Below are 18,535 nucleotides of genomic sequence, written 5' to 3'. Positions count from 1 at the left end.
TCTTTATCCTCCTCCAACGAAATGAACGATCTCAATTTTGTGTCCTTCCGCAAGCTCGGCGCCAGCGTGATCCTCTTTATGTAAAATGGCGGCGTTATGCTCCACCACGAGCATTTTATCGCTTAAATCGAAATGCGCGAGCAGCTCGACAACGGTCCGAATGGAATCGGGTACGTCAACCTGCCCCCCATTAATGTACAGTTTCAATGCTTATCAGTTCCTTTCCTGTGGCTGAAAATTCTTCTTCCTTAACCTCGTGACTCACTCGCGTGGTCTCTGGCGAAAGATCTGGGCTGAAAGCATCCAGCCATGGTGCTAACGGTTGTATCACTTGCTCGCTAATGTCCAGTTCGATTTGTTGCCCTATGTCAGCACCCAACGCTCCTGCTCTAGGTTCTGTTCCTCCAGCTACTCTTGCACCCTTACCTGCATCTCCGCCCAAAATCCAATCCGCCATCACCTTCCCGGTGATCGGGCTCAGCAAAATCCCGTTGCGGTAATGACCGCACGCTACGAACAACCCCTCATACCTCGGCACCTTGCCGAGGTACGGCAGTCCGTCGGCCGTCTGCGGGCGCAGCCCCGACCAAGCCTTCTCCCAGTCACCATCGCCGAGCGCGGGCATCAGCCCCCTCGCGCGATCCATCAGCTCGGCTAAGCCCGAGAGCGACACCTTGCGGTCGTAGCTGTTCGGCACGACCGTCGCGCCGACCACCAGCCGTCCGCCGGCTTTCGGGACAATATAGCACCCTGGTGTGAACAGAGTTTTCTTCAATAAAGGCTTCGGCGTCCTAACGGAGAAGCACTCGCCCTTCACGGGATACATCGGCAGGTCGATGCCGATGCCTGCCAGCAGCTGACCGCTCCACGTGCCTGCGGCGACGATGACTTGGTCGCTGTAGAGCGGACCAGCGGCCGTCAGCACGCCGATGACGCGCTCCTGCGCGGTCAGCAGCCCTTGCACCCCAGCGAAGGGTTGCACCTTCGCCCCCAGCACCCCCGCAGCCTGCGCGAAAGCTGCCGCGAGCTGCGGGGCATCCACCTGCCCATCCTCGGGCAGGTAAAGGGCTCCGCGCGTCGCCTCGCTCAGCGCGGGCTCTTTGGCAGTGGCTTCAGCCGCGCTGAGCCACTGTGCCTTTTCGCCCGCCGCGCGCTGGAGCTTCTCCCGCGCGCGCAGCTCTTTCTCTTGAGCGTCGCTGAGCGCGACGTTCAGCAGCCCTTCACGGACGAGACCGATGTCGATGCCCGTGAGTTCTCGCAGTTCCCCGCTCAGCTCGGGGAACATGGCACGGCTTTGGCGCGCCCACTGGAACAGTGCGCCTGTGTCCTCCATCTCGGACTGCGCACCGAGCATGCCTGCTGCCGCAGCCGAGGCTTCCTGGCCAAGCTGACCGCGCTCTAGGAGCGTGACCGACTGCCCTCTTTTAGCCAAGTAATACGCGATAGATGCTCCGATGACACCACCGCCAACGATGATGACTTCTGATCTTGTTGCTGTCATTTAACTCACCTCTAACTGTTGAAGCTCATCTTGATAGGCTTTTACTGCTCTTATGGGATCTACCGCTTCCCAAATCCCACTCATAACGGCGATTCCCGCTGCTCCTGTCTCCAGAACAGACTTTACCCTCGCAGGTGTCATCCCACCAATCGCAATGACGGGGATATTAACGTGATTAACTACTTGTCGTAATTGCTCCAGGCCTCTAGGCGGCGCGCCACGCTTCGAGTTTGTCTCAAAGATATGACCGAACAAAACATAATCGGCTCCCTCTTTTTCATGCCATTTCGCTTCATCCGCATGATGCACAGAGACCCCGATACGCTGGATCCCTTTAAGAAACTCATCCTGAATCACAAGTGAAGGCGTCGTACCAGGAAGCTGAAGCCCGCCTGTCTGTAAAGCTAGAGTAATCGATGGAAATCCGTTGATGTACAGACTTTTTGCAGGAATCCCTTGCTCCATTAAGTACTGCACACCGATGAAAACCTCATCCAAGGACTTCGATTTCTCTCGAATATGAATCGCCGTAACATACGGGTGAATCTGTAGCGCAATCGTCGCCAGCTCTGACCAAGATAGCTTCCCATTGGATATGACATGCAGCTCTTTCTCTGTCACCTACGGCTCGACTCCTCTCAACGAAACATCACTTCTCTTTAACAAGCTAATCATCCTGACTTTGCTGTGTGAAACACAAAAAAACCACTTTCCTTAGAAAAGTGGTTGTAGGCTGCCGCATCATATACAGATATCCAAATCGGCTCCAAAGCTCATTCCACTTTCCTCCGCTGGCATAAACCAGATCAGGTTCAAAGGGTTCAGTTTATACTGTCTCAGCCTCTCGGCGCCCCTAGGGATTCATTCGTATGCAATTGATAATTATCATAGCATGACAGCTAACTCTTGGAAATAACAATTTTCCGATACATCCCTCAGTGGAGCTGCCCTTCTCTTCCAATTGAGAATTCCCCCTCCTCCTTGAAACAATTTCCAAACTCCCCCGTATACCATAATCAGTAAATTTATAAGTAAAGGGGTGTTTGCCATGGATCCATTTGTATTGCCAGAACCAGATCGACGAAGACCTACCTCGCTCCCTCCGGGCTTAGTGACCAAAATCCTAGCCGGCCTCATCATCGTTCTCGTCCTTATTTTTGGTTCGTCCACCTTCTATACGGTGCAGGAGCATGAGAAAGCGGCCATTTTAACATTAGGCAAATATACGACGGAGAAGGAAGCTGGGCTTCACTTTAAACTCCCCTTCCCGATTCAACAGGTGATTGTACTGCCTGCCAAAAAGACACAGCGTATCCAGATCGGCTTCCGTGAAACGAATGGTAAAATCACGCCCGTCGAAGAGGAAGCAATGATGATTACGGGAGATGAAAATATTTTATCTGCCGATGCGGTTGTGGAATGGAATATCAGTGACATGCGTGACTACTTGTACAACATTGATAACGCGGAATTGTTCCTTCGTAACTCAGCTAGTGCGGCGATACGTTCTGTCATTGGTTCTACGGCTCTCGATTTCGCCATTACTGAAGGAAAAACTGAGGTCCAAGGCAAGGTCAAAGAGCGATTAATTGAGATGCAAACCAAATATCAAACAGGCATCCATATTGTCGATTTGAAGTTCCAAGATATCGAGCCTCCAGCTGGCGATGTGCAGAATGCTTTTAAAGATATAACCAACGCACGCGAAGAGAAAAACACGAAGATTAACGTGGCGACGAAATATGAAAATGATATCCTTCCTAGGGAGCGAGGCAACGCGCAAGCCCTTCTTGAGAACGCCGAAGCCCAGAAGAAATCTCGGATTTTGAATGCTCAGGGGGATGTTGCGAAGTTCAACGCCCTTTATGCGGAGTATGCAAATAATAAATCGGTCACGGAAAGCAGGCTTATCATCGAGACGTTAGAGAAAATATTGCCGAATGCCAAAATTTTCATCAGTGACAGCGCCGGCGAAACGGTTAAATATTTACCGATTAATGAGCTGTTGCGCACACCTACTGCTGCAGCCGGCCAGACGCAAGGAGGAGCTGCGAAATGACCTTACAACGCAAATGGATTTTTAGATCCATCCTTGGTGTCGTTCTCGTTTTTTTCTTTCTGATCTCTATATTCATTGTCAAAGAAGGGCAATACCGCGTCGTTCTTAAATTCGGAGAAGCCGTTCGAATTCAAACGGAGCCTGGCATTCATTTAAAAATCCCGTTCATTGAATCGGTTCGCACGCTTCCTAAATATCAGATGGTGTATGATAGCAAGCCTACTTCTATTTTGACCAAAGATAAGAAGCCTATCGAAGTTGATAATTATACGGTATGGCGGATTGATGATGCCCAGCAGTTCCTGCGCACGATTCAATCGATCACAGGCGGGGAAGAGCGCATTGATGCTGCGGTGTATAACACCGTTAGACGTAAATTATCCGAGATTAATTACAGCGATATCATTAGCGAAAATACACAGCGTGGTAACCTGAACGATGAGATTACGAAGGAAGTTTCGGAATTGATGGAGCGCGATAACTACGGTATCCAAATCGTCGATGTGCGCATCAAGCGCACCGATCTGCCCGATTCGAACAAGCAAAGCGTGTATAAACGGATGATTTCCGACCGCCAATCCATTGCGGCGAAATACTTGTCCGAGGGGGATGAAGAATCCAAGAAAATCACCTCCAAAGCCGACAGACAAGCGAGCGAATTAATCGCTCAGGCACAAGCCGATGCGAAGAAAATTGTAGCCGAAGGCGAGCAGGAAGCGGCTCAAATTTACAACTCCGCTTACGGCAAGGATCCTGCCTTCTACAATTTCTACCGTACGCTGGATAGTTACTTGGTGTCATTTAAAGGGGAGCCCGTGATTATGCTGCCGATTGATTCCCCGTACACAAAAATTTTACTTGGTAAATAAGATTGTTAATTTTAGAGCGTGTCCTCTTCGGATGGCACGCTTTTTATTGATGTCATTAACTTCCGCATATAGCGAAGACCACTGGATTTATCCAATCAAAGTCAGATTTTTCGCTTCAAAATCATCATTCTACTGTATTTATCCAATGGGCAACCTGCTGAGAGAGGGCAATTGGCAGGGGGACATGGGAGGTAGGACCGTGCAAGGGCTGGTTGTAGGCTTGGACTCGTGTCTTGTGGCTTGTGGCTTCTGGCTTGATACTTCTGGCGCTCAGCGCTCGACTTTCGATTTTCGGCGTTCGGTTTTCAACCTTCGAGCTTTCGCACCAATAGCTTTCAACCTGTCATCCTCTCCCCTTCCCCACTCACACCCACTCCCCATCCCCGGGAATCACAACTTGCCCCAATACCCCTTCCACTGCCAACCTGCTTCGCAAGTCCGCTCTCGTAACATGGCAATGGTTGATCGTATCCATATGCACAGCAACAACTTTCGTGAATGGCGCGAATCGGCAAACGCTCACGACATCATCCCCATCCATCGTAATGGGTTCACCTACTTGGAACTGAGCCCCACCCGCGTTGACGACAGTCCAATCTGGTAGATGAACTTCCAAAGCTTGCTGCACGTCCTCACACCAAATGGTATCTCCCGCGAGATACCATGTCGGCTCGCTGTCCGCTTTGAAAACAAAGCCTGAAACCTGCCCCATCAACCTCCCAATCTCACCTGTCCCATGCTGGCCACTTGTTCTAAACAAGGTTACTCCCTGTAGCGTAAGTGATTCCTGAATAGCTTTCACGGACGTAAACCCCGCAGCAGTAAATGCTCCCTCATCCCCTGGTTGGCAAAGGATTGGCGTTGAATTCGGCAGTGCCTCCGCAGCTGCGCCATCCCAATGATCCCCGTGAAGATGGGTCACGATGATCACGTCAGGTTGACGTATTTCCGTTATCGGAAACGGCAGTGGAACCATCGGATTCCTTCTAGGATTCGCTGTATTCACGATCGGGGGATTGGCATCTGCGTCACTGAACATCGGATCAATTAGAAATGTAACTCCTGCGTATTCCAGCCAAAGTGTCGCGTGACGAATTAATTGAAGGTTCATTCTTGGTACACCTCTTATCTTATAATTGTTGTTCTGCTACAATTGTAAAATAGTTGGCGTGACTTCCATACAAGTTGATGAAAAGAATTAACGGTTTTCCATTTCATTGTGAAAGGAATTCATATCGTGCTAAGCAACCAACCGATCGACGGGATCGATCTACGTATATTGCAACATCTGCTTCAAGACGCAACACAGTCGCATAAGGCCATTGGCCAGCAAGTCCATCTGACAGGACAAGCCGTCGGTGCTCGCATTCGTAAGCTGCAGGATCTCGGCGTTATAACCGGCTATACAGTGAACTGGAATCCCGAAAAAATCGGGCAAGTCGTACATGCGTTTATCGTTGTTTTCATGAAATCAAACACAGCGCATCAAGCGTTCCTCTCTTACATTCAACACCAGGAGAGTGTTGTAGAGACCCACCGCGTAAGCGGCGAAGGCTGCTATTGGATGCGTGTTCGCGTCCAAACGCCCATTGAACTGAACGCGTTCCTCGATGAACTTCTGACCTACGGCAATTACAAAGTCAGTCTTTCCATTGGCCAAGTTAAATAGCAGCTTATACTTCAAGCTCGTCACGAAAGGATGTTCACCTAGATGCTGCCTCAATTGAATCGTCAATTAGAAAAGATTTTGCCGCTTATCACACCTATTAGTGTCCTTATCGGCGTTCTGCTCGGAAGTCACTTATCCGGATATACCTATTTATCACCCTGGTTGTTTGCCTTCATGACCTTTTCGGGGAGTATCGCCTCCAGCTTCAAAGAATTCATCAAGGTCGTCGTTCAACCGCTTCCGCTCCTTACCACCTTGTTCATTTTGCATGTCGGGATGCCGCTCATTGCGCTTGGTCTCGGGCATGCTGTGTATAGTCACGAACCGCTGACGATTACGGGACTTATTTTGGCCGCAGCCATTCCTACTGGCATTACTAGCTTCGTGTGGGTAGCGATTTATCGGGGCAATATTGTGCTGACGCTTTCGATCATCCTGATGGATACGATCCTCTCACCTTTTGTCGTGCCGTATACGCTGTCTGTGTTGGTTGGCACCAAGGTACAGTTGGATACCTTCGCGATGATGAAAGGCTTGTTCTTCATGATCGTCGTTCCGTCTCTCATCGGGATGCTGCTGAATCAATGGACGCGCGGGAAAATTAAGGAGCAATGGGGTGGCCGTTTAGGACCTTTTTCTAAAATTTTCATGGGCGTCGTCGTCGCCATTAACAGCTCTGTCATCGCTCCTTATTTGCGTGATTTCAACGCTAAATTGCTGGGATTGGCAGCTTTTGTCCTCATGGTGGCCTCGCTGGGCTACATGATCGGCTGGCTCGTCGCCAAGCTGTTCCGTTGGGAACAAGATGTCGTTGTTGCCCTTACTTTTAACAGCGGTATGCGTAATATTAGTGCGGGCGCGGTACTCGCTGTAGCCTATTTCCCGCCACCCGTGGCGATTCCTGTGGTGCTTGGCATGCTGTTCCAGCAATCGCTCGCTTCCCTCTTCGGCTTTCTGCTGAATCGGAAATATGCACTGAAAAGCGATACACCGAGCTTAACGGTTAATGGGGTTAAGTGAGAATAGACTGCTCAGCGAATCGCTGGCAGCCTACACATAGCCTATTTACTTCGAAAGACGGGCAAACATCACATAGGAGTAGATGATGGGAATGAAGGAACTGATTGCAATTGCCGCGATGAAGACGATGATCGCGATTGAGGTCATTAAGAATGCCGCAACAAAAGCAACAATTCCGCCCATCATCATAAGCGGGCCACCTAATCGATGCGTTTTTCTCCAAATTTCTTCATTGGCAAGTGTCCATGGTGTCCGTATACCGAACGTATAGTTGGGCTTCACCTGCGTCAAAAAGTTCCCCATAACGGCAAACAGCACACCGAGTGTAATCATCGTGATTTTTTTGAAATCCAAGTCGTAGCCCAAATTATATATAATGATCGCCCAACCTACCACAGCCAATAGAATAGTAACGCCGAACCGTGTCACCTCAAAAGCCGCAGGAAATTTCTCGAAATTCGCTTTCTTCGGATCGATGGATCTCATAACCCGCATGAATAGCGGCAGCAGGCCTAGCAATACCAACATAAGCAGCGACATTTCTTTGCTCATCGTACCGTTCACTTCATTATTCATGCCAAAATGACTCGCCATCGTATCCGGAAGACGATTATACAGAAGCAAGCCCCCTGCCGCTGGGGAAAGGCTGATCATATATAGTGAAATTTCCTTCCATCTTTTCATGACTGTTCCTCCTGATCTTTTTTGTTAAGTATGTTAAACATCCATCCGATGACGTCTTCAACAACCGTGGTGTGCAAGGTATACATGATATGTTGTCCCTGACGTTCATCAAGTACAAGTCCCGCCTGTTTAAGCAGGTTCAAATGATGCGATATGCTCGGCTTACTAATCTTGAAGTGATCAGCAATATCACCAGCATTCATACTTTTTTCCCGAAGCATCTGCAAAATTTCACGTCGAGTCGGGTCCGCTAGCGCTTTAAATGCTTCATTCAAAATGTGGCTCCTCCTTATTTAGATATTTATCTAAATATATAATAAAATAATACCGCTGTTTTTCATACCTGTCAATCCGAGTATACCGTTGTGCTGCTTTGGCTATTAGACATGGAAGGATTATAATAGAGAGATCATACTTACATCTCACGTCAGACAGGATGAATCCACATGAACGATAAAATAGTAATGCCCGTATGGACGATTGGCTTGTTCATTGTTGTCATGAATACAACGATGTTCAACGTGTCGATCCCAAGTATTATTCAAGATCTCAGCATCACTGCCGATCTTGGATCATGGGTAATCTCCAGCTATTCCATTGGCTATGCCTTATCTACAGTCCTATACAGCAGACTTTCCGATGTGGTTCCTATTCGCAAGCTGCTAACCGTGGGGCTTATTGTGCTTGGATTTTCCTCTGTGTTCGGACTGTTCGCACGGGAATTCCACACTTTACTCGCGGCGCGTATTCTTCAATCCGCAGGCGCAGGGGTCATGGCTGGACTTGGGCTGGTACTCGCCAGCCGATACATACCGATTGAACGGCGCGGCGCGGCGATTGCGATGATATCCGCGGGGAGCGCTATGGCTTTCGGGCTCGGCCCGATCGTTGGCGGCTTAATTAGCGAATACTTTGGCTGGAATGGGCTGTTCGCCATTACCTGCCTGGTCTTAGTCATTCTTCCAATTCTTTTGCGTTTGCTTCCCAAAGAGAAGCCGGTGCCGTTCCGTTTCGACTTGCTAGGAGCGCTATTCACGGTCGTCAATGCCGCGACTTTGTTACTCGCTGTGACGCAGATGTCTTTCGTGTGGCTTGCAATCAGCGTTCTCTCCTTTGGTGTGCATGTCTGGCACCTGAGGCGATCAAGTGACACGTTCATTAATCCTTTATTACTGGCGAGTCCTGCGTTTCGGAAGCTTGTGGTGATCGGGTTCTGCATCTTGGTCTTGAACCTTGGCAATCTATTTCTTATGCCACTCGTACTAGCCAAGGTGTTCAATCAATCGGCGATGACAATCGGCTTGACGATTGCTCCTGGCGCTATTTTGTCCGCGTTCCTGACCCGCTTCGTCGGTCATTGGATTGATCGGTTTGGCAATATGCGGTTTCTGCTTATTGGCCACGGGCTTTTATCCCTAGTCATGGTTGCTTTCTCAACCTTGCTCGGTGCTTCGCCACTCGTCATTATGATCGGGTATCTTTGTTTCTCGCCTGCTTTCTCCGCGACAATAGCGTCGTTAAATAATGAGACTTCACGCATCCTGCCGAAGCACTTAATTGGCTCGGGCATGGGACTAATGCAGCTGATTCAGTTTTTTGGAGGATCGATGTCGGTGGCGATTTGCGGCATTCTACTTGAAATTCAGCGGAATACGTCGCTCCTGCATTCGTACATGTATGTATACGGAATGTTAATTGTGATTGGGCTATGTTCGCTGGGGATGCTCCTGTGGTATAGGCTTGGGGTGAATGGGGTGCACATGAGAGGATAGCGCTGCAACGCCTAGAAACGGAACGAGGATCCGCTATTTGCCGCGAAATGATCGAAATGGCTTAGAAAAGATGAAAACGAAAAAGGCACACTCGTTCCCAGTCATAGGGTGAGGGTGCCTTATTGATTTCTATTAAAGGTTATTTCAACACTTTCAGCATTGAGGAAATCATGCCCTCATGATTGACTTCATGCACAACACTAGAAAAGATCAGTTCATCAATCGTTTTTGCTTTGAAAAAGTTCTCTTTGACAGTAACAGCCAGCTTATCCTTCAAAGTCTCACGAATCCGTTCAGCCTGTTCCTTTAGCTGCGTTACAATGACATCCCACATTGGAGGTTCTTCTTGCCAATCGGCTGGTTTGGTACCATTACCGAAAAAGCCCATATAACTGGCAGGAAGTGCCACGGGCTGCTCAGCGAAACTGAATACAATTCGTTCCGTAACCGTTAGGATATGACCAATTTGCCAATGCACGCTATTAGTAAAGCCAGCCGGCACAACATCGCGCTTATCCACTGGGCATCCTTCAATCAACTTCAGTAACCGATCACGATGTTTATCGACGAAGTCGAAAACAAAAGCATCTCTCATGTTTCTCAAGCCTCCTACATGTTTATTTACTAAACTAATCTTCCTCAGTGGAAATCTTTCACTTACATTGATATGCCACTGCCCGCTTTCTAAACATATTCAAAGCTTACTCCATTCCCGTTTCAGCATGCCATACACAATAAGGTCGATGTAATGATCGTACAACCATGCGGCATCCCGGATCTGACCTTCCTTCGTGAACCCTAACTTTTCAGGAATCGCCCTGCTCTTGAGGTTGTGAACCCCGCATCTAATTTCCACTCGGTTTAAGCCGAGTTCGTTAAACGAATAATCGACAAGCCTTTCGCAAGTTCTTGTCATGATACCATGACCTTGAAACCCTTCTCCTAACCAGTAACCAAGACTGGCGCTATGGTTAGCCCAATTAATCGGATGGAACCCGATGCAGCCTGCCAGCTTCCCTTTGAACCAAATACCAGCAGTGAAGCCATTGTTAGCCGCATCTTGATTCTGACAGTGCTGGATAAAAGCTCTTGAATGCTGAACATGCTTTGTCGCATCCACCCAAGGCAGCCATTCTCTCAGATAATCTCGACAGCTATTCGTCAAGGCAAATAAGTCCTCAGCATCCTCTTGCTGAAATGATTTGAGTTTTAGGTCTGTGTCGATTTCTATGATCATGTTATCTTCCTTCCCTTGTGAAATTTTCAAGTGGTCCCCTTCGCATACACAACAAAGAACAGCATCATTTCTCCGATGATGACGTAATTTGGCATTTCAAATAACAAATCCAACCCAAGAAATGCAACAAGCAGCCCTAGAAATAACGCTAAATGAGCTATTCCCAATCGTTGATGGGTATGCCTATATTTATGGAAAACCAGTGATGTTGAGAAAAAGTACAGCAGAACTGAACCAAAAACAAGGCTTAACATAAACCAATAATCCAATTCCTCCATGAATAACAGCTGAATCGACGCGGCTATCATGCACAGTGACATATAAATGAATAAATGACCATAGATGATCGTTTGCCCTGCAGTTTCTAAGGCCTTGTTCACTTTCTTCTCCACATTCTCAAAATATTGCCACCACATCGCGATGATTAATAAGAAGGTGAGGGTTGCAAATACGATGGATGGCCACGTCCAATCACTGGATTGTAGGACGGCAAGTATGCTTATCACCGATTCGCCAAGCAAAATCAGCGTAAATAACGAGAAGCGCTCTAATAAATGATGCGTGTTGATCGGGCTTCTCACCAAGTATTTTCGACCCATTAAAGGAAGCAGAATATCCACCATAATTCCCACATATAACACTGCGTATCGAATCCAAGAATCAAAGAAGAGGGAAAGCGCGGATATGGCAAGCCCGATCCAAAAGCGGCTGCCCAAATAACGAGCGGTCGCCCTTAGATGTTCTTCTTCTTTTTTATGAACCGCTAAGTATTGAATAGCTGTCATGGCTCGTAAACCTATGTAGCCTACAAGGAACGGCACAAAGTACTGATCGAAATCGACAGATAGACTAGCCGTCATGATTAAGACGAAAAATAATTGCAGAATCAGAAAAACGCGATGCGAGATGCTATCCTGCCCGAAACGATTCACAAAAAGGGACTGCCCCACCCAAGCCCACCAGATCGGGATAAAGATAAGGACGAATTTGCCCAAATACTCAATTGGGATCGTTCCATGATGCACATGCAGCAAGACATGACTTGCTTTGGACACTGCCGCTACAAAAAGCAGATCATAAAACAGCTCAAGCCAGGTCACTTTTTTCTCGACCAGTGCCTTAATATGGTGAAGCCCGGATGTATGATTGTTCATTGGGTTGCTCCTTTATGTCAAATGCCCCTTACCTGTGGTTGGCGCGTATAGCTGTATCCAAGTATTCGAGATGAAAATAGATAATCCTGTATTTGTAATAGTGGCCGCATGTAAAAAGCCACGACCCTTTGGAGACGCAGCTTAAATACACATTCCTATTCAAATGCCGGAATAGCCTCTGTATACGCTTCTTCCGGTCTGCCTTACAAAGCCGCCAACAATCGTTGCCGCTCATCTGAGCCTACGAAATGTATCAGGTGCGCCAACACTTTCTTCTGTTCCGGATTCAATCTGGCAAATACCTTAGGCTCCGCATGACACAACTCTCGAATCGCAGCCTCCAACTCATCTCGGTGGCTAGCGGCCTCTGGATCACCAATGAACGTTGGGAAGGCCTTCGCTTCTGCAAATTCCTTAATGACCGTATCGGACAATTTCCGCAGATAGGGCTCCCTTTTCTCCTTAATAAATGTGCCCAGCTCGTCTAACAGAAATTGAAAGGCATCGCTTTTTCGACTTGCACCGAATGTAAAAGACTGCTGTCCGCTAGGCTCTTCACTGCTAAAATCAAACTGATCAAATAGCTTACTCTGAATATACACACTATGGTAAAAGGAATCACCTTTGTTGTTAAACGTCGTTGGCTGTTTATGCTGCTCTTTAAGTTTCGAGTCGATAAAATATAACTTCGAATATTCATGGTTCATACGATCCCCCCAACGAATATAGGTGATCCGAAATTTCGTTTGCGACATGGGATGCACCGATGTAAATGATTCCTTTTCCGCGATCAAGCTAGCGTAGTCCAAGGGTTCACCATTAATGCGAATAGCGAAGGGCTTGTCCGCGTGCAGCTCCAAGAACCATCCAAATTCTCTACTCAGAAATGCTAGAAAATCCTCTACCACAAATTCCTTGATGATATTGTTAAACGTGACTGTCGTCCCTCTGTCCTTGTCCGTTAAGTTAGGTTTCGTCACATGATAGGCATCCAAGCGTTTGGCTTGAATGTGAATGTTATACGTATTTTTGAGCAGGAGACCGTCCTCATAGGTGGTTTGCCAGATAGCCTCGGAAGCAAAATGGTGAAACGTTAAGCGGCCTATCCCATTTTTACCGTGCATAGCCGAGGTAGTTCTGCCCCTTTTATCAGGATCCACACCCTTCTCGGATTCATAGAATGGCGTAAACTTCCCCTCTAAATCTATCAGTTTAATCCCGTAGCCGTTGTCTGCAATCACGATTTGATCTACGCCGTCTAGTATGTTTTTATGAAGGGTTATGTCTACCACCGTAGCCTCAGCGTCGAAACCGTTCCAAATGTATTCGGCAATGGCTTGCAAATAATCAAACTTCCGAAGCGCTTTTTCGATACCTTTTGAGGATATTTTTATATTGTTCATGGCGATCAACCCTTTCTTCACATATTAGTTCGCATCCATACACCTATCATATTGCAAAAAGCTCATTTCGTATGTCGATTGGTGTCTCGCGAGACCAAGTCTTTTTCGACAAAAAAAGCCGACACCACGGGGTGTCAGCTCTCAAATTTCAGTTCTGCCAATGCTTTTTTGTACTTATCGATTCTTTCATAGTCTTGACGGGTTGGCTGTTCAATTCGACTGAGGTCACAATTGTCTTCTAGATCCAAGATCTTCACCATCGATGCTAATGGATTTAGTTTGATTCTTAGAATAAATGCTTCATACGATTCATCTGGCCTTCTTGTAAGGCAATCTAGTGCTTCAAGGATAGGTTGGCTAAAGCCTTCTTTTTTCAAATCAAATAAGGTAAAAGTCGAATCCTCCACAACATCATGTAACACAGCAACAATGGATTCTTCCGTTGATTTCGCCCTACTAGCTAATCGAATAGGATGTAAAATGTAAGGGTTGCCCCCTTTGTCTAGCTGTCCATCATGTGCCTTCGCCGCTATTAAAATGGCTTTCGTAAGTGTGCTCATGGATGCTCTCCCTTCACGTTGGTCGTGAAATCGCTTTTTCACCATTTATAGCATAACTCTCCCTTTTTGCATATGGCTTTCCCATTGTATAATGTAAAAATGATAACGTGACAAGGAGATTGCTTATGGTTGAGAAACAAAACTTATCCGATAACTCGTCGGTTGCTAATCGCCTACATTTGCAAGGAGACTGCGAGAGCTGCTTCGGCTTATGCTGTGTGGCTTTGCCCTACGCAGCTTCGAGCGACTTCGCAAACAACAAGGATGCCGGGCAGCCTTGTACGAACCTCCAAGCCGACTTCCGGTGCGGTGTACATACACAGCTTAGGCAGATCGGCTTTCGAGGGTGTACGGTTTATGACTGTTTCGGTGCGGGCCAGAAAGTTTCGCAGATCACCTTTGGCGGTCAAGACTGGCGGCAAGCACCTGACACCGCAAAGCAAATGTTTGAGGTGTTCCCTCTGATGCGCCAGCTCCATGAGCTTCTCTGGTACTTTACCGAGGCCTTAACTCTGCAGCCTGCTAACCAGATTCACGATGAGATTCGTGATGCGCTGGCTGAAACCGAACGACTCACGAGCCTCGATGCCGACAGTCTCACCACGCTGGACGTTGCCGCACATCGTGCCGATGTGAATGTCCTGCTCCTTCGAGCGAGTGAGCTCGTCCGCGAAGCGGCACTCCGCGAGCTTGAGATCCCCAAAGGCCGCCGGAAATCCTACGGCAGAGGAGCAGATCTCATCGGCGCCAAACTGAAAGGCGCCGACCTCCGAGCAGCTAACCTCCGTGGCGCGTATCTTATTGCCGCTGATCTTAGAGGAGCCAATCTGCGAAAGGCAGACCTCATCGGCTCTGATCTTAGAGACGCCGACCTCCGAGGCTCGGATCTGTCTGATAGCATTTTCCTCACCCAATTTCAAGTGAATGCCGCCAAAGGCGATGCTCATACCAAGTTGCCCTCCTACTTAACTCGTCCATCTCATTGGATTTCCAACGGAGCATAAGGGAACGTATGGCGAAAGATATCAAATAAGCCGCCCATCGCGCATGTCTCGCGCAGAGCGGCTTTCCATTTTGCTCAATACTAAATCTGCTAGAGATCCTTGACCATTCGCCAGACAGCATTGGGTTGATCTTCTTCTTTTGCTAAGAGGCGAAAGCCACATTTCTCGTACAAATGCAGCGCAGGTAAATTCGTTGGCGCCACTCGTAAATGATAGGATTTTACGGCATATTTCTCAAAGAAACGCTCCGCATACGCCACTAACTGTCGGCCGTATCCTTTCCCTCTGTACGATGGAATAAGGTAGAATAAATTGGCATAGCCGATATAGCTGCCCTCATGGAGAACAATTTGAAGCTCCAATTGTCCTGCAGGTTGTCCCTTATCTTCAATCAGCACGAGTCCATCTGGAAAGCGCCTGACCCGATCGGCAATCCGCCTCACATATTCATCTTCATCACCGAAACCTTCTTCACTCCCGAAGCTCACCACATAGGAATCTTTACGGAAGGCAATGATCGTTTCCCGATCCTTTAGCACATCAATCGTTCTAAACTCCATTTAGCGCCTCCTTATTGTCATACTATCCGTTAATTTTAAGCTGGCTTTCAGCTTATTTTCGCTATTCTTTCATAATATCATCGTACAATGTGTACGTGGACAAAAATAATAGGAGTGATACATACACGTATGAATATGAGAAAAATAGCAGGTATATGCATCCTAATCCCCATTCTACTTACTGGATGCGGGAAACAATCTGACACTCAAACTGCAGCCGCAAATACTTCGCAGCCTAGCCAGCAAACGGAGAAGGCAGCAGGAGATGGCCAACAGAATACTCAACAAAACAACCAACAAAATCGTCCTGCTATGGATCCAGCGAAGAGACAGCTCTTCAGTACTTTCCAAATCTTGATGATGCTGGATAAAGCAGAAGGACTAACCATCACGAAGGAGCAAGCGCAAGCCATGCTGCCTGTTGCTCAGGATATCGTCACAAAGAATGAGCTGAGCGATGACAATAAAACCAAGCTGTTCGCAAAGCTGACAGGTGCTCAGAAGACGTTCATCACAGATGCAGAAACACGCATGAGTAATCGCGGTAACGGTGGTAACGGCGGACCAAACGGACAAGGCAATCGGAATGGCGATTCTGGCAAAGCTCAAGCTCCAGGTGCATCCGCTCAACCTAAAGCTACTGCAACCGATGGAACAGGAAATGGTCAGCAAGCTGGCGGGCAAAAACCGAATGGTGGTGCCGGCGGGGGTAATGCCAATGGCGGTGGTCAAAACGGTGGCGGTAATCGCCCTGCAGGCGGGCAAATGGGAGACTTGGGTAAGCTGTTTGTTGAACTGCTGCAAAACAAGGTGAAATAAGTCGAATATTTCCGAGGAAATGATAAAGTGAGAAAGACCTGAGTCCTGTGGCCTCAGGTCTTTCTGTCGTTGGGTCATCAAACATTTAATATCTCTATCAGCTATTAACCATGCAATTCTATTTGTTAAACATAGAATAGTTTGTAAGTAGTTCTTAACCTGATAGGAGATGGCGAGATGATTAATAAACAACGTATCGCAGGAAAACCGAGTAGAATTGTTCGACTTCCCAAAAGCGCAGGCCTTCCAAAAATGAAAGCTATGCAGCTGTACCGTGCTCAATTGAAGAAGCATAACAAACTAGGTGCAGGCCGCCTTTTTCCGAACCAAAGAATACTCTCGATTGGTACGGATAACTCCTGGTTCAACGCCCAAGAAATTCCGCGTGACCCAGCGTGGATACCGGTGAGCAATGCTAACTATGTTTGGTTCTCTGGCAACCTAAGTAGTCAGAATGTGGTCACTTCGACACGTTTCTCACTCTCGCAACGAAGAGCTATTCTGAGCGCTTCTCTTTTTTTATCAGTTGATAACTTCGCGGTTGTCGTCATCAACGGTGTACCCGTTGTCTATGACGCGCCACAGAACACCCCTTCTTTCTACAACACAGGGCGCAGCTTCAACATAAGACGATTTTTACGACGCGGCCGTAATGATATCGTCATCATCGCCTTCAACTTTGACGGACCACGTAGTCCAAGCATGCCCGCAGGCGTGGCAGCAAGACTAGACATTCGACTCAGCTCATTACTGTAAATTCATATAGCCGACTAATCGTGTGAAACATATAAGTCGGCTATATTTTGAGAAAGACCTCCAACACCACAATGTGTGGGTTTGGAGGTCTTTCTCTTTACTATGATCTTAAAGCCTGAATGACCTGCTCTGCCTTCGCTTCACCGCTGGCAACCTGCTCGATGTGCTCTCCGAACATGTCACACATATATACGAAAAGGGTGAGAATTTCTAACACTTCATCACTCTCAAACGTACGTGAAGCCGATAGGCTATACACATAGCGATAATGGATTTCGCCTTCCTCATTAACTCCAAAGTGACCTATTGGTAAGCGCGTATTAACTTCCAATAAGAGCGCGGCTACACCTTCACGAGCACCTGCTTGAAGATGAAACGGCAGTGTACTGTAGATTTGCAGCAGTTGAATAGCGACAATGTCCTCATCATTCAAAGGTAAAAAGCTAAAGTGAAGGAATCGATCCCGCCCTTTACTATCCTCTTGGAAGCCTGCCATGAGTACATGCAGCGGAATGGCTTCGGATTTTTCTAATAAATTCGTGGCAAGCTCTGCCCCATCCAAAATCTCTTTCAATTGCCCTAATTGCGCCAAATGACGCGCATGTGCAAGTTCTGTCAGCATGTCTGTTCAATCTCCTATTCTCTCTTGCCCATCGCTTCAACAATGGCGCTTTTCAGCTTAGCTGGATCGCTCTCGAACTTGACGGGGAGCTTCATAAGCATATCAAAGATAAGATCTGTGTCGTGAGCACGTTTTTCGAGCTATTTAACTGTTGATTTATCAGCATTGAAGATCGCTTTAGTAATACCCCAAGCGCCTGCCTTCGATGCGCGATCACGTCCAGCTTGCTTGAAGGATCTGGTAATACCGCTTTACTTGCCGCCTCGTTGTTGAACCACATGGGTTAATTCGTGGCCAAGTAGTTCCTGTCCCTCGCGCGTATCTGGGTTATATCGCCCTTCACGGAAAAACACATCATTCCCCGTTGCAAAAGCCTCTGCACCTAAAGATCTGTTAATCTTTGATGACTCCGAGTCATTGTGTATATTGACGTTGCTAAAATCGGTATTGAACGCCGATTCCATCTTCGCTTGAATGCTTGCATCCATTTTGCTGCCGCTGCCTTGCTTCGCTTTAATCTGCGACTCAACGCCTGCGCCTGCTTCAAAGCCTCCCTCTGACGACGGCTTCATCTGCAGCTCTTCCTCCTCGGCTTCTCCGCCCTCCGAGCGTTGTATCGATTCCGTTGATGGCTTCATCTGCAGCTCTTCTTCCTCGGCTTCTCCGCCCTCCGAGCGTTGAATCGATTCCGTTGATGGCTTCATCTGCAGCTCTTCTTCCTCGGCTTCTCCGCCTTCCGAGCGTTGAATCGATTCCGTTGATGGCTTCATCTGCAGCTCTTCTTCCTCGGCTTCTCCGCCCTCCGAGCGTTGAATCGATTCCGTTGATGGCTTCATCTGCAGCTCT

Annotated in this window: 22 protein-coding genes and 1 riboswitch; of the genes, 8 read left to right on the top strand and 14 right to left on the bottom strand. The window is 47.7% G+C overall.

Annotated elements, in window-relative coordinates:
- Nucleotides 1-3: 3 nt before the first annotated feature.
- From thiS to AC58P7_RS09430, 3 genes are read right to left on the bottom strand one after another with little or no spacing between them, the layout of a single operon-like run.
- Nucleotides 4-207 (bottom strand): sulfur carrier protein ThiS, encoded by a 204-nt coding sequence (thiS, locus tag AC58P7_RS09440; protein WP_497342106.1) that lies wholly within the window; start codon nucleotides 205-207, stop codon nucleotides 4-6.
- Nucleotides 191-1,501 carry a glycine oxidase ThiO gene (gene thiO / locus AC58P7_RS09435; RefSeq protein WP_497342104.1) on the bottom strand — a complete coding sequence of 437 codons (1,311 nt, stop codon included), beginning with the start codon at nucleotides 1,499-1,501 and terminating at the stop codon, nucleotides 191-193. The genes thiS and thiO overlap by 17 nt, the downstream gene beginning before the upstream one ends.
- Nucleotides 1,502-2,122, bottom strand: a complete 621-nt coding sequence (locus tag AC58P7_RS09430; RefSeq protein WP_497342102.1) for a thiamine phosphate synthase — start codon at nucleotides 2,120-2,122, stop codon at nucleotides 1,502-1,504. It lies immediately after the preceding gene.
- Between the two features lie 145 nt (nucleotides 2,123-2,267).
- A riboswitch (TPP riboswitch) is annotated at nucleotides 2,268-2,366 on the bottom strand.
- Nucleotides 2,367-2,549: 183 nt separating this feature from the next.
- On the opposite strand from AC58P7_RS09430, the gene hflK reads away from it, so the two are divergent.
- On the top strand, nucleotides 2,550-3,560 hold the full coding sequence (hflK, locus tag AC58P7_RS09425) for an FtsH protease activity modulator HflK (RefSeq protein WP_497342100.1): 1,011 nt from the start codon (nucleotides 2,550-2,552) through the stop codon (nucleotides 3,558-3,560).
- The gene (gene hflC, locus AC58P7_RS09420) at nucleotides 3,557-4,429 is read left to right on the top strand and encodes a protease modulator HflC (RefSeq protein WP_497342098.1); all 873 of its coding nucleotides are present in this window, start codon (nucleotides 3,557-3,559) and stop codon (nucleotides 4,427-4,429) included. The genes hflK and hflC overlap by 4 nt, the downstream gene beginning before the upstream one ends.
- Before the next feature lie 364 nt (nucleotides 4,430-4,793).
- Here hflC and AC58P7_RS09415 read toward each other — a convergent pair whose 3' ends face one another.
- Entirely contained in the window at nucleotides 4,794-5,540 is a 747-nt protein-coding gene (locus AC58P7_RS09415; RefSeq protein WP_497342096.1) for an MBL fold metallo-hydrolase, read from the bottom strand.
- Nucleotides 5,541-5,648: 108 nt separating this feature from the next.
- On the opposite strand from AC58P7_RS09415, the gene AC58P7_RS09410 reads away from it, so the two are divergent.
- On the top strand, nucleotides 5,649-6,098 hold the full coding sequence (locus AC58P7_RS09410; protein ID WP_497342094.1) for an Lrp/AsnC family transcriptional regulator: 450 nt from the start codon (nucleotides 5,649-5,651) through the stop codon (nucleotides 6,096-6,098).
- A 42-nt stretch (nucleotides 6,099-6,140) separates the two neighbouring features.
- The gene (locus tag AC58P7_RS09405) at nucleotides 6,141-7,118 is read left to right on the top strand and encodes a bile acid:sodium symporter family protein (RefSeq protein ID WP_497342092.1); all 978 of its coding nucleotides are present in this window, start codon (nucleotides 6,141-6,143) and stop codon (nucleotides 7,116-7,118) included.
- Nucleotides 7,119-7,163: 45 nt separating this feature from the next.
- Here AC58P7_RS09405 and AC58P7_RS09400 read toward each other — a convergent pair whose 3' ends face one another.
- Entirely contained in the window at nucleotides 7,164-7,802 is a 639-nt protein-coding gene (locus tag AC58P7_RS09400; protein ID WP_497342090.1) for an SdpI family protein, read from the bottom strand.
- Nucleotides 7,799-8,077, bottom strand: a complete 279-nt coding sequence (locus tag AC58P7_RS09395; RefSeq protein ID WP_497342088.1) for an autorepressor SdpR family transcription factor — start codon at nucleotides 8,075-8,077, stop codon at nucleotides 7,799-7,801. The genes AC58P7_RS09400 and AC58P7_RS09395 overlap by 4 nt, the downstream gene beginning before the upstream one ends.
- A gap of 171 nt (nucleotides 8,078-8,248) precedes the next feature.
- On the opposite strand from AC58P7_RS09395, the gene AC58P7_RS09390 reads away from it, so the two are divergent.
- Entirely contained in the window at nucleotides 8,249-9,574 is a 1,326-nt protein-coding gene (locus tag AC58P7_RS09390) for an MFS transporter (RefSeq protein WP_497342086.1), read from the top strand.
- 139 nt (nucleotides 9,575-9,713) lie between these two features.
- Here AC58P7_RS09390 and AC58P7_RS09385 read toward each other — a convergent pair whose 3' ends face one another.
- The 5 genes from AC58P7_RS09385 to AC58P7_RS09365 form a co-directional block, all read right to left on the bottom strand.
- Nucleotides 9,714-10,169, bottom strand: a complete 456-nt coding sequence (locus AC58P7_RS09385; RefSeq protein WP_497342084.1) for a DinB family protein — start codon at nucleotides 10,167-10,169, stop codon at nucleotides 9,714-9,716.
- 99 nt (nucleotides 10,170-10,268) lie between these two features.
- Complete coding sequence (locus AC58P7_RS09380; protein ID WP_497342555.1) at nucleotides 10,269-10,811, bottom strand: GNAT family N-acetyltransferase; 543 nt, start codon at nucleotides 10,809-10,811, stop codon at nucleotides 10,269-10,271.
- Nucleotides 10,812-10,837: 26 nt separating this feature from the next.
- Entirely contained in the window at nucleotides 10,838-11,926 is a 1,089-nt protein-coding gene (locus AC58P7_RS09375; protein WP_497342553.1) for a low temperature requirement protein A, read from the bottom strand.
- A gap of 242 nt (nucleotides 11,927-12,168) precedes the next feature.
- Nucleotides 12,169-13,368 carry an ATP-binding protein gene (locus AC58P7_RS09370; protein ID WP_497342082.1) on the bottom strand — a complete coding sequence of 400 codons (1,200 nt, stop codon included), beginning with the start codon at nucleotides 13,366-13,368 and terminating at the stop codon, nucleotides 12,169-12,171.
- A 134-nt stretch (nucleotides 13,369-13,502) separates the two neighbouring features.
- Nucleotides 13,503-13,928, bottom strand: coding sequence for a GTP pyrophosphokinase (locus AC58P7_RS09365; protein ID WP_497342080.1), 426 nt, complete (start codon nucleotides 13,926-13,928; stop codon nucleotides 13,503-13,505).
- A gap of 125 nt (nucleotides 13,929-14,053) precedes the next feature.
- Here AC58P7_RS09365 and AC58P7_RS09360 point away from each other — a divergent pair, with 125 nt between their 5' ends.
- The gene (locus AC58P7_RS09360; protein WP_497342078.1) at nucleotides 14,054-14,932 is read left to right on the top strand and encodes a pentapeptide repeat-containing protein; all 879 of its coding nucleotides are present in this window, start codon (nucleotides 14,054-14,056) and stop codon (nucleotides 14,930-14,932) included.
- 89 nt (nucleotides 14,933-15,021) lie between these two features.
- Here AC58P7_RS09360 and AC58P7_RS09355 read toward each other — a convergent pair whose 3' ends face one another.
- Entirely contained in the window at nucleotides 15,022-15,492 is a 471-nt protein-coding gene (locus AC58P7_RS09355; protein WP_497342076.1) for a GNAT family N-acetyltransferase, read from the bottom strand.
- Between the two features lie 129 nt (nucleotides 15,493-15,621).
- On the opposite strand from AC58P7_RS09355, the gene AC58P7_RS09350 reads away from it, so the two are divergent.
- Together AC58P7_RS09350 and AC58P7_RS09345 are read left to right on the top strand one after the other, a co-directional pair.
- Nucleotides 15,622-16,311 (top strand): hypothetical protein, encoded by a 690-nt coding sequence (locus tag AC58P7_RS09350; protein WP_497342074.1) that lies wholly within the window; start codon nucleotides 15,622-15,624, stop codon nucleotides 16,309-16,311.
- A gap of 177 nt (nucleotides 16,312-16,488) precedes the next feature.
- On the top strand, nucleotides 16,489-17,067 hold the full coding sequence (locus tag AC58P7_RS09345) for a hypothetical protein (RefSeq protein WP_497342072.1): 579 nt from the start codon (nucleotides 16,489-16,491) through the stop codon (nucleotides 17,065-17,067).
- A gap of 100 nt (nucleotides 17,068-17,167) precedes the next feature.
- Here AC58P7_RS09345 and AC58P7_RS09340 read toward each other — a convergent pair whose 3' ends face one another.
- Nucleotides 17,168-17,689 (bottom strand): YbjN domain-containing protein, encoded by a 522-nt coding sequence (locus AC58P7_RS09340; RefSeq protein WP_497342070.1) that lies wholly within the window; start codon nucleotides 17,687-17,689, stop codon nucleotides 17,168-17,170.
- 251 nt (nucleotides 17,690-17,940) lie between these two features.
- On the bottom strand, nucleotides 17,941-18,535 hold a 595-nt coding region (locus tag AC58P7_RS09335), incomplete at its 5' end, for an eCIS core domain-containing protein (protein WP_497342068.1).

This window comes from Paenibacillus sp. J22FR5 (genome assembly GCF_059691975.1).
Note: the sequence above shows the minus strand (reverse complement) of the source record. Positions and strands in the feature narration are given on the sequence as shown.

Coding starts and splice junctions, on each gene's coding strand:
- hflC (WP_497342098.1), top strand. CDS start 3,557: ATGACCTTACAACGCAAATGGATTTTTAGATCCATCCTTGGTGTCGTT.
- AC58P7_RS09350 (WP_497342074.1), top strand. CDS start 15,622: ATGAATATGAGAAAAATAGCAGGTATATGCATCCTAATCCCCATTCTA.
- AC58P7_RS09400 (WP_497342090.1), bottom strand. CDS start 7,802: ATGAAAAGATGGAAGGAAATTTCACTATATATGATCAGCCTTTCCCCA.
- thiO (WP_497342104.1), bottom strand. CDS start 1,501: ATGACAGCAACAAGATCAGAAGTCATCATCGTTGGCGGTGGTGTCATC.
- hflK (WP_497342100.1), top strand. CDS start 2,550: ATGGATCCATTTGTATTGCCAGAACCAGATCGACGAAGACCTACCTCG.
- AC58P7_RS09360 (WP_497342078.1), top strand. CDS start 14,054: ATGGTTGAGAAACAAAACTTATCCGATAACTCGTCGGTTGCTAATCGC.
- AC58P7_RS09365 (WP_497342080.1), bottom strand. CDS start 13,928: ATGAGCACACTTACGAAAGCCATTTTAATAGCGGCGAAGGCACATGAT.
- AC58P7_RS09390 (WP_497342086.1), top strand. CDS start 8,249: ATGAACGATAAAATAGTAATGCCCGTATGGACGATTGGCTTGTTCATT.
- AC58P7_RS09385 (WP_497342084.1), bottom strand. CDS start 10,169: ATGAGAGATGCTTTTGTTTTCGACTTCGTCGATAAACATCGTGATCGG.
- AC58P7_RS09415 (WP_497342096.1), bottom strand. CDS start 5,540: ATGAACCTTCAATTAATTCGTCACGCGACACTTTGGCTGGAATACGCA.
- AC58P7_RS09405 (WP_497342092.1), top strand. CDS start 6,141: ATGCTGCCTCAATTGAATCGTCAATTAGAAAAGATTTTGCCGCTTATC.
- AC58P7_RS09345 (WP_497342072.1), top strand. CDS start 16,489: ATGATTAATAAACAACGTATCGCAGGAAAACCGAGTAGAATTGTTCGA.
- AC58P7_RS09370 (WP_497342082.1), bottom strand. CDS start 13,368: ATGAACAATATAAAAATATCCTCAAAAGGTATCGAAAAAGCGCTTCGG.
- AC58P7_RS09380 (WP_497342555.1), bottom strand. CDS start 10,811: ATGATCATAGAAATCGACACAGACCTAAAACTCAAATCATTTCAGCAA.
- AC58P7_RS09340 (WP_497342070.1), bottom strand. CDS start 17,689: ATGCTGACAGAACTTGCACATGCGCGTCATTTGGCGCAATTAGGGCAA.
- AC58P7_RS09355 (WP_497342076.1), bottom strand. CDS start 15,492: ATGGAGTTTAGAACGATTGATGTGCTAAAGGATCGGGAAACGATCATT.